At 33.2% G+C, this 10,636-nt stretch carries 8 protein-coding genes and 1 pseudogene; 8 read left to right on the forward strand and 1 reads right to left on the reverse strand.

Annotation, left to right across the window (positions count from 1 at the left end):
• Positions 1-586 precede the first annotated feature (586 nt).
• The 4 genes and pseudogenes from DVW83_RS13565 to DVW83_RS13580 all read left to right on the forward strand — a co-directional run.
• Complete coding sequence (locus tag DVW83_RS13565; RefSeq protein WP_104660138.1) at positions 587-1,753, forward strand: nucleotide sugar dehydrogenase; 1,167 nt, start codon at positions 587-589, stop codon at positions 1,751-1,753.
• Between the two features lie 3 nt (positions 1,754-1,756).
• Positions 1,757-3,169, forward strand: coding sequence for an oligosaccharide flippase family protein (locus DVW83_RS13570; protein WP_137239538.1), 1,413 nt, complete (start codon positions 1,757-1,759; stop codon positions 3,167-3,169).
• Positions 3,170-3,223: 54 nt separating this feature from the next.
• Entirely contained in the window at positions 3,224-4,588 is a 1,365-nt protein-coding gene (locus tag DVW83_RS13575; protein ID WP_104660140.1) for an O-antigen polymerase, read from the forward strand.
• Positions 4,589-4,795: 207 nt separating this feature from the next.
• Positions 4,796-5,468 (forward strand): annotated as a pseudogene (locus DVW83_RS13580) (transposase); the annotation flags it as partial.
• A gap of 348 nt (positions 5,469-5,816) precedes the next feature.
• Here DVW83_RS13580 and DVW83_RS13585 read toward each other — a convergent pair.
• Positions 5,817-6,566 (reverse strand): MurR/RpiR family transcriptional regulator, encoded by a 750-nt coding sequence (locus DVW83_RS13585; protein WP_104660141.1) that lies wholly within the window; start codon positions 6,564-6,566, stop codon positions 5,817-5,819.
• 142 nt (positions 6,567-6,708) lie between these two features.
• Between DVW83_RS13585 and pfkB the strand changes: the two genes are divergently transcribed.
• From pfkB to DVW83_RS13605, 4 genes are read left to right on the forward strand one after another with little or no spacing between them, the layout of a single operon-like run.
• Positions 6,709-7,659: a 1-phosphofructokinase gene (pfkB, locus tag DVW83_RS13590; protein WP_104660142.1), complete on the forward strand. Its 951-nt coding sequence runs from the start codon at positions 6,709-6,711 to the stop codon at positions 7,657-7,659.
• Positions 7,641-9,104, forward strand: a complete 1,464-nt coding sequence (locus DVW83_RS13595; protein WP_137239541.1) for a PTS fructose transporter subunit IIC — start codon at positions 7,641-7,643, stop codon at positions 9,102-9,104. Before pfkB ends, DVW83_RS13595 begins: the two co-directional genes overlap by 19 nt.
• Positions 9,101-9,559, forward strand: a complete 459-nt coding sequence (locus DVW83_RS13600; protein ID WP_104660144.1) for a fructose PTS transporter subunit IIA — start codon at positions 9,101-9,103, stop codon at positions 9,557-9,559. The genes DVW83_RS13595 and DVW83_RS13600 overlap by 4 nt, the downstream gene beginning before the upstream one ends.
• On the forward strand, positions 9,556-10,530 hold the full coding sequence (locus DVW83_RS13605) for a tagatose 1,6-diphosphate aldolase (protein ID WP_137239543.1): 975 nt from the start codon (positions 9,556-9,558) through the stop codon (positions 10,528-10,530). Before DVW83_RS13600 ends, DVW83_RS13605 begins: the two co-directional genes overlap by 4 nt.
• Positions 10,531-10,636 lie beyond the last annotated feature (106 nt).

Genomic DNA, 10,636 nt, shown 5'->3' on the forward strand with positions numbered 1-10,636 from the left:
TTGTGGTTAAAAACATTGTACCGTAAAAGGGCTGTTACATGGCCTTTTATCTTTTACACAATTATATGGACTTTATCCTATTTAACTATTTTTTATATTGAGAAAAAACAGCGTAATTTTATATTCATATTTACATTTTTAATAATCCTACTGGTTTTATTTTCGAATTATTTATTAGAAAGAAATACAGGTGTAATTTCTTATATTGATCAATTATCTAGTTATTGTTTAAGTATCTGGCGGGAAATATTAAAATATAAAGATCCTTTGCTTTTCTCATTGGTGATTATTTACAATCACACAAACAATATCAAGTTATAACTAACGCTTATGTGGAAGTGTTCGGAAATTATGGTTTAATTGATTTAATTTGTTGGTGTCTAACTCTTTTAAATTTTTCTGTTAACAAAAGAGTATCTACAAAACTTGATAAATACAAAACAGCTGCAATATGTGCTTACTTAGTCTACCATTTATTTGAAAGCGGAATGCAAAATATTGTTAATATTTCAAGCTTCTTTTTCTGGTTTACATTATGTGTAGATAAGATGAGTTCTAAAGGCAATTAGGGAGTGTGTACTTAATTATGAATATCTCAGTTTTTGGTCTCGGCTACGTTGGCTTAGCCAACGCTTTATTACTTAGCCAGCACGAAAATGTTAAAGCATATGATATCGTTGAGGAAAAGATCGATATGCTAATAAACAGACAATCACCTTTAGAGGATAAAGAAGTTCACGAGTTTCTCGAACGGGATAATTTAAATGTGGAATTTACTAAAGACTTCGAGGAAGCTGCACTTTTTGGTGATTACTTTATCATTGCTACACCGACAGATTACGACGAAAAGAAAAATTACTTTAATACTTCCACTGTTGAAGATGTTATTGAAAAAGCACTGATCATTCGACCAGATGCAACCTTTATTATTAAATCAACTATTCCTGTGGGGTATACATTAGAATTAAAAGCTAAATTTAAAACAGAGAATATTATTTTCTCCCCAGAGTTTTTAAGAGAAGGAAAGGCATTGTATGATAACTTGCATCCTTCTCGAATTGTTGTAGGAGAGTGTTCTGATAGAGGGCAAGAAATAGCGGATATGTTTGAACGGAACGCTTTAGATAAAGATGTGCCAGTTCTTTTGACACATCCTACTGAAGCTGAAGCAATCAAATTGTTTTCAAACACTTATCTTGCTTTACGCGTAGCATATTTTAATGAGTTAGATACTTATGCCGAATCTCGAGGATTGAACACAAAACAAATCATTGAGGGTGTAGGATTAGATCCTCGAATTGGCTCTCACTACAATAATCCCTCATTTGGTTACGGAGGATATTGTTTACCTAAAGATACAAAGCAGCTAAGAGCAAACTATGAAAATATTCCAAGCAATATCATCAGTGCAATTGTAGACGCAAATACGACAAGAAAAGATTTTATTGCAGAACAAATTTTAGCAAAAAAACCTAAAACTGTAGGAATCTACCGTTTAACGATGAAAGCTAATTCAGATAATTTCCGTTATTCATCAATTCAAGATGTTATGAAACGAATCAAAGCAAAAGGAATCGAAATAGTTGTTTATGAACCAACATTAGATGCGGAAGATTTCTTTCATTCTAAAGTCGTTAAAGACTTTGAAGAATTCAAGAATATATCAGATGTGATTGTGTCAAATCGTATGGAGCCGACTTTAGCTGAAGTGAAAGAAAAAGTTTATACGAGAGATATTTTTAGACGGGATTAAACCATGAAAAATATAGCTAGAAATTTTTTTTATCAGAGTTTGTTTCAAATTACTAAAATCATTATCCCTATAGTTACTATTCCAATAGTATCGAATGCGTTAGGTCCAAGTGGAATTGGTATTTATAATTATACTTTTTCAATTGCTCAATATTTTGTTTTAGTTGCAGGATTAGGCGTTGCTATTTATGGGAATAGAGAAATTACTTTAACACTTAACAGAAATAAAGAAGAATTATCAAAAGTATTTTGGGAAATACTGATGTTTAAAGCAATGACAACTATTTTTGTTCTTATGTTTTATTTTGCTTTAACTTTCTTCTTAGAAAATAAAATTTATTTATTGATACAATCCTTTACGATTATAGCCGTATTTTTTGATGTTTCGTGGTTTTTTATGGGGATTGAAGATTTTAAAAACACTAGTATTTCTAATTTATTGGTACAAATTGTTACGTTTGTTTTAATTGTTTTCTTCATAAAAAATGAAGGAGATGCATTAAAATATACACTTATTCAAGCATTAGGTTTAGTATGTTCGCAAATAAGTGTTTGGCTGTTTATTCCTAAATATATTCATTTTGTAAAAGTAAGTATAAGAAATGGCTTTAATCACCTAAAGGGTTCATTTGAATATTTTATACCGCAAATAGCTATTATGTTGTATACAAATTTGAATAAAACGCTTTTAGGATTTACTATGGGCAGCATGGCGGTGGGATATTTTACTAACTCATTGCAATTGAATACCGTTTTTATAACCATTATTACTACGTTAGACTTAGTGTTATTACCTCATATGACTGGCTTTTTTGCAAAAGAAAATGTGACTAGAATTGTTCGAATAATGGAGAAAACTATACATTTACAATTATATTTTTCAATACCTATTATGTTTGGTATGCTAACTGTTTATGACAAATTAGTGCCGTGGTTTTTTGGAGAAAAATTTATATACATCAATAATGTTATTCCTTATTTTTCAACTCTAATAGTAATTATTCCGTTAGGTATGTCAATTTCCAGACAATATTTAATGCCGATAGGGCACGTCAAGGAATATAACAAATCAGTAATTGTTGGTGCCATCATCAATATCATAGCCAATTTAATATTGTTACCAACTATTGGTTTTTTTGGTGTAGTTTTTTCGAATATTTTAGCAGAATGTTTTGTAACTTTTGTAAGAACCAGATCTTTTCTAAAAAGTACAGATTTTAAATTCGAATATCGTAAAATTGGAATCTTTTTGCTAGGCGGTATGCTTATGTGTATAGTAACACGTTATTTAACAAGAAATCTATCAAGTAGTATTTTGACTAATGTTATACAGTTTGTTATTGCTTTGCCTATTTATTTAATGATTACTACTTTATTTAAGGCAAATCCATTTTTTGATTTATTAAGGAAAAAATAGTTTTTATAAGTAAATTGATAAATTAGAGTTTTATTAAGGAGGTTATTATACTTTATGCTATTTTTTATAACATTTTTACTATTGTTAATATTAATAATTCCGTTAATAAAGTGCAGAAAAACAGGAAAAGATTTGTTTAGTCCGATAACAATTTCATTTTTTTTTCTAATTATCACGACTGTGCCTTATCTATTTTCTATTGCAAACAATGTCTATATCATTCATCCACAAGTATTGCGAGAAATTGGCATAGAAAATATTTCTAAAGCAATAATGTATTTTATTATAATTTTGTTGATTGGCGCATTTTCTTTATATTTTGGTATGAAAGTGCTTATGATAAAAAAATTATCAAACTTACCCAGACTTCCTAAATCAGAAAACAAAAAAAGATATGCTGTAGGTACTTTGCTATCTTTTTTCATTGGTATGTTAGGATATTTAACTTTTTTGAGAGGGGTGGGTGGATTTAGTGTTTTAACATCAAATCTTAGTATTAGAACTCAAATGACGGCTGGAAATGGCTATCTTTTGTCATTAACAACAACTTCATTAACGCTTTCTGTTGTTTGCTATATATATACTTTCAAATATAAGAGATCATTTATTAAATATTTATTTTTATTGTTATTAATTTTATTTGTAAGTTTCCTCTTAACATCTTTGGGAGGAAGAAAGCAAACACTTCAGTTAATTACATTTAGTTTGATTTCTTGGCATTATGGAGTAAAAAGGTTTAAAAAAATACCTAAAAAGATATGGTTATTAATTCCTATTCTAGTGATTTATATTGTTGGGATTCCTATTTTAAGAAGTCCTGACGGAATAGAAACACTTCTAAATAATCCTAAATATTTAGCGACCGAAGTGAAGGATAACATTGGAAAATCTACAAAAGAGATAAGTTATATTGATACCTACTTATTTATAACTAATCATTTTGATGTTAATAACATATGGCTAGGAAGCAGTTTTAAAGATTTACTATATGCTCCAATACCTAGTTCTATTATGCCTAACAAGCCGCCTATTGACGAAGGGGTCTATATAAGGACAATTGCAGAAGGACCTAGTAATATCAAACCATCAATGCCATTTAAAGAATTGTTCCCATCAGCGTGGCCTCCAGAAACAATTGGTACTATGTACATGAACTTTTGGATTCCAGGTGTAATAATAGGAATGTTTCTTCTAGGGGTAATATACAAAGTCGCTTATCTCTATATGAAAAAATGTGGCTTTAACGCACATTCGGTAATGGTTTATTGCTATATTTTATTAAATTTTCATTTAAGTAATTTAAGGATAATTCAAACTATTACGAGTATCTTTGTTATCTCTGCTTTCTTTTTTGTAATTTTAGGTTTCAGCATAAAAGAGCGAAAAATAAAAGTTGTGTCTAGTCAATATATAGAGTAAACACGAATTGCTAGTTAATTTTTTATGTGAAACATCCACAATTTTACAGGGACAACGTAGCAGTCTTGTTTTAGTTTTTCACTAATTTGGTAAAAACTATGTTTAAAGTTTTAACGTAATTTAGGCAGATATTGCTAATCTTCTGATGTGATTCCAAAAGTTATATTAGAAATCTAATTAAAAGGAATACTTTTTTAGGGAAAATACATTTATTTTAAGAAAAAAGTAGTTTCAGATTATTTAAATAACGAAGACGGCTACAAATATCTTGAATATAAATATCAAATAAAAGATACATTAGTTAGACATTGGGCAAGGCTTTATAACTATCATGGTTGGGAGCAAGAGCTACACTACAAAATTTAAAATCGATGTCATAGGAAATATGGAAATAAACGGCCTTTCTATCCAAGAAACTGCCAAAAAAATTTAATATCGGTTCGAATGCAACTGTAAATAAATGGATAGAACAATATGAAGAAGGTGGTCTTTCTTCACTTGAGAGTCAAAAAAGAGGCGAAACACTAGTATAATTTCTAAGCCAAACACGCCTAAAAGACTTAAGAATGAGACTCTTGAAGAAGAAGTTATTCGTTTAAGGTCAGAGAACGCATATTAAAAAAGTTATAGAACTTGATTCGAGTACCATATTTGAGCAAGAAGAAATTAAGATTAAAGCAAACATTCAGCTCAAGAAAAGAATTCAAATTGAATTTATTACTTTCGATTTTACCATTAGCGAAGTCGACTTATTATTAATGGGTAAAAAAATAAAGAAACCAGATAAATATAGCAAAATTAAGCAAGAAATTACAGCGATGGTAAAAGAGTCAAGAGGCTATTACGGTTAACATAGAGTCCTGTAGTGCTAAAAATGAAATGATATACAGTTAATCATAAAACTGTCAGAAAATTAGGCTTTTTGTCAATAAGGACTGACGAGTTGTACAAAATAATTCTGGATCAGAATGAATCTCATTCTGTCTCAGATGTTTTGTTATTTCACTTTGATTAATTGTTTGAATTTGTTTTGAGTAGCAATATCATAGAACTATTCTTTATTACCTCTTTTTGTTTATTTATTTTGTAGTATTTTTAGCCATGCTAAAGTACACGATAGCTTTTATCTAAAATGGGAAATGTAACTAATAAATTATAGTAGCGAGATACGTAAAGCATTTTTTTACAGTTTTTCTAGCAATTGTTATCAATTGTAAATCAACTATCCTCAATTCTCCCCCATACGCAATACATAGGCGTCAAGCAGAATTCTCGCGATGATCTGGAGAGGCAAGCGTGACCGTACTTCATAATCAGGGAAATAAGAACCTTCTGATTTGAAACCTACGAGATTTATCTCGCAATAATCTTTGAGTGTAGAGGAATGATTGGCTGTAACTAGAATCGAACCAATCTCTGCATCGTAGCAATTCTTTGCGGCGGTGACAAGTTCTTTTGTCTCACCGTTCAAAGAAACAAAAATGACGCTGTCTTTCTTAGTTAGTTTCCGACTGATGCTTTTGATGATTTCAGGATCAGTATGCATTTGACAATTTTTTCCTGTTAGTTGAAGTTTTACCAGCATTTCTTGGCTAATCATTTCTGAAAATCCTCGTGCAAAGACAAAAACCCGGTCAGCAAATTTGATTCTTTGTATCGCATCCTCAATGTTTCCGATTTCCAACATATTGATCGTACGTATCACTTCTTGTTCATTTTTTAGAATGGCTCGGCGGATACCTTTATCTACTTTATCTAAAAATGAAAAATTGATGTTCTTGTTTTCTCTTTCTTTTAGATGATGCTTAAACGAAGTAAACCCTTCATAACCTTTCTTTTTCATTGTCCGCACAATGGTGGCTGTTGAGACATTTGCTTGTTCACTTAGTTTCACGATGGAGTAGTTAGGGATCTCTAGGATGTGGTGTTCGATAAAGTTCCAGAGGTACTGTTCTGTTTCGCTTAATTTGTGATCCATATTCTTTCCTTCTTTCACCAAAAGTTAGTTAAAAAATAGCACGACGAGTTTATAAATGTAAAGGTTTTCTTTCGGCTGGGACGATTAAGAAAACATTTTCTCTTTCGCGTATTTCATAATAGAGTCAAGGAGGTTATTGGTTATGTCTATCTACACATGCACGATGAATCTGGCAATTGATCTATTTATTGAAACAGATGAGATGCATCCTTTTATGGTAAACCGCACAAAAGAGGATGACATTCAGGCAAACGGAAAAGGGGTGAATGTGTCACTAGTATTAAAGATGCTAGATTTCCTAAGTACGGCATTAGGTTTTTCTGCTGGTTTCACAGGAAAGTATATAGAAGACTATTTACAGAAGAAACAAATCCAAACAGATTTTATTGAAGTGCCTGGTATGACTCGTATCAATGTATTTACACAAGTCAATCAAACGGGAGAAGAATACAAATTAGTGAATCAAGGACCTGAAATACCGCAGACAGCTGTCCATAATTTTTTAAATCAAATAAGAGCATTACAAGCAGAGGATTATCTTTGTGTTTCTGGGAGTTTACCAAGAGGGCTGTCTCCAAAGGTTTTAATAGAAATCAGTCGGATTTGTCAGGAAAAGGGGATTCATTTGATTATTGACAGTAGTGATCAAGAAGTCATGGATTGTTTACCCTATCGACCGTTTTTGCTGAAACCAAATGAGGAAGAACTTTCTTCTTGGTTCGGACGAAAAATGATTACAGATGAAGATTATTTTACTTATGGACAACGACTAGTAGAGTCAGGTGCAGAAAATATTTTGTTATCCCTTGGTGAGAAAGGAGCAATTCTCTTTACGAAAGACAGGGTGATTCGGGGGAATTCGCCAAAAGGAAAAGTCGTCAATACAGCATGTGCAGGTGATACCATGTTGGGCACTTTTTTAGCAGGATACATGAATCGACGACCGCTTGATGAAACGTTACGTAAAAGCATAGCAGCGGGCAGCTCTACCGCTTTTCGTAGAGGACTGACTGATTTTTTGGATGTGGAAGAATTAAGTAAACAAATCAAAATCAAGGAAGAGAGGTTGGAAACATGGAAAAATATCAACTAATTGCAGCAACCGGTTGTCCGACAGGAATTGCGCATACTTACATGGCGCAAGAGGCATTAGAGCAAGCAGCTAGAAAAAAAGGTATTACGATCAAAGTGGAGACTCATGGACAAATTGGAATCGAGAATGAATTAACGGCTGAAGAAATCAAACAGGCAGATGCTGTCATTATTGCTGCAGACAAAGATGTCCATTCAGAAAGATTTGCGGGAAAACGAGTCATTGATGTATCTGTCAGTACGGGTATCAAGGATGCACAACGGTTGATTGACGAGGCATTAACAGGTAAAGGTGCTGTCTTCGCAGATAATGAAGCTGTTGATATTTTAGAACCAGAAGTGATGAGTGGTGCTAATTTTGGTCGTAGTATCTATAAAAATTTAATGAATGGTGTCTCTCATATGTTGCCTTTTGTAGTCGCTGGCGGAGTATTGATTGCTATTTCATTTGCCGTTTGGGGAATCTATTCTTTTGATCCAGATCATACACAGTACAATGCTACAGCGGCGATGGTAAAAGCAGTTGGCGATGCAGAAATGGGAATGATGGTTCCAGTTTTAGCAGCTTATGTTGCAGAAGGAATCGCGAAACGGCCAGGATTAGTAGTTGGGTTTGTTGACGGAATCGTAGCTATGAATGGTGGTACTGGATTTTTAGGAGGAATTTTAGCTGGATTCTTAGCAGGTTATTTTGTCTTGTTTTTGCAAAAGCTACTGACAGTTCTACCAAAACAACTAGATGGCTTGAAGGCAATCTTTTTATATCCAGTTATTGGTGTAGCATTTATTGGCATCGTGATGTCTTTGCTAGCGGGACCAATGAAGGCTATAAATGAAGGAATGATGAGTTTTTTAGCTGGATTTGAACATTCGAATCCACTTGTTCTTGGCGTGATTGTTGGCTGTATGTGCGCCTTTGATATGGGAGGACCGGTTAACAAGGCGGCGTATGTAACAGGAACAGCTCTTTTGGCACAAGGAAACACAACTTTTATAGCTGGTGTGTCAGCAGCTTGCATTGCACCACCGTTGATTACTGGTTTTGCGACTTTATTGTTTGGCAATTATTTTGATACCAATGATCGTAATGCAGGTTTGGTTAATTTTATTTTAGGATCAACTCATATTACGGAAGGAGCTATTCCGTTTGCTGCGAAAGACCCAATTCGAGTGTTACCCACGATGATGTTAGGTTCATCAATTGCTGCTGTCTTGACTTATTTGTTTGGTGTCCAAGTACCAGCCCCACATGGCGGTTTTTTAGTATTACCTGTAGTGACGGGGAAAATCCAATGGGTTACAGCGATTGTTATTGGTTCAGTCGTTGGTGGAGTGATACTAGGGTTGATCCAAAAGAAAAGAGTAACTGATAAAGAAAAGAAGATGGATAACGAAGTATCAAATCATACAGTTATCGAAGAAGGGAATGCAGGAAACTTATCATGACAATCATTCATAAAGAGAACATTTTTTTACAACAGCCTTTGGATAGTCAAGAAGAAGTATTTATGTTTTTAGCAAAGCAAACATTCTGCTTAGGAATTGCTCATGACAAAAAAGAAGTATATCAAAAACTTCTAGAAAGAGAAAAAGAAGGTACTACAGGTATAATGTCAGGTTTTGCTATTCCTCATGCGAAGTCTCAAGCAATCAACGAACCTAGTTTGATCATCATCACACTGGACAAAGGAATCGAATGGAACAGTTTAGATAAACAGTCAGTTGATTTTATTTTTGCCTTATTTATTCCAAATTCAGAAGCAGGAACAACTCATTTGAAATTATTGTCTCTCATTGCACGATCATTGATGCGAAAAGAGATTACAGAACAGTTGAGAGTAGCAAAGTCAAAAACAGAAATAGCCACAATATTAATTAAAGAAATAGGTGGAAATATATGAAAAAAATGAGTATAGAAAAACAGGAACGTTTAAAGCGATTGACGGATAAAACTGGTATTATTAACGCGTTAGCAATCGACCAGCGTGGTGCTTTGAAGAAAATGATCGACCAATATAAAGAAGTGACATCAGAAGACATAATCAAATTTAAACAGCTGGTTTCTCAGTGCCTGACTCCGCATGCTTCCGCTATCTTACTCGATCCAGAATATGGACTACCTGCAGCAGAGCTTCGAGAGAAAGAATGTGGCTTGCTACTAGCTTATGAAAAAACCGGCTATGATACAAAAATACCGGGAAGATTACCAGATTTATTGAATAGTTGGTCAGTGAAAAGATTAAAAGAAGCTGGTGCGGATGCTTGTAAATTTTTATTGTACTATGACGTTGATGAAACAATTGAGATTAATGTGCAAAAACAAATATTTATAGAACGGATAGGTTCAGAATGCGAAGCAGAAGGCATACCTTTCTTTTTAGAGATTCTTTCTTATGATACAACTATTGTTGATACATCTTCTTTTGATTATGCAAAAGTAAAACCACATAAAGTTATTGAAGGCATGCGAGAATTTTCAAAAGAACGTTATCAAGTGGATGTATTGAAAGTCGAAGTTCCAGTGAACATGAAATTTGTGGAAGGCTATGGGCAAGTGGCTTGTTATAGTCAAGCAGAAGCATACACGTATTTCTATGAACAATCGAAAGTGACAGAACTACCGTTTATTTTTTTTAGTGCGGGAGTCAGTGCTACACTATTTAAAGAGACATTGCGTTTTGCAAAACAATCAGGTTCAACATTCAACGGTGTCTTATGCGGGCGTGCAACATGGGCGAAGGGAGTAGCACCTTTTGTTACAGAAGGCGAAAAAGGAGCGAGTATTTGGCTGTTAGAAGAAGGAAAACGAAAGAGTAAAGAATTAGGTACATTATTAGAAGAAACAGCAGCTTCTATTTATGTTAAGAAATAAGAAAAAAATTTTTTGAGATGGCGACCTGAGATAAAGTCCATATAATTGTGTAAAAGATAAAAGGCCATGTAACAGCCCTTTTACGGTACAATGTTTTTAACCACAA

The organism is Enterococcus sp. VV15, from assembly GCF_005236045.1.
Lineage (GTDB): Bacteria > Bacillota > Bacilli > Lactobacillales > Enterococcaceae > Enterococcus_B > Enterococcus_B durans.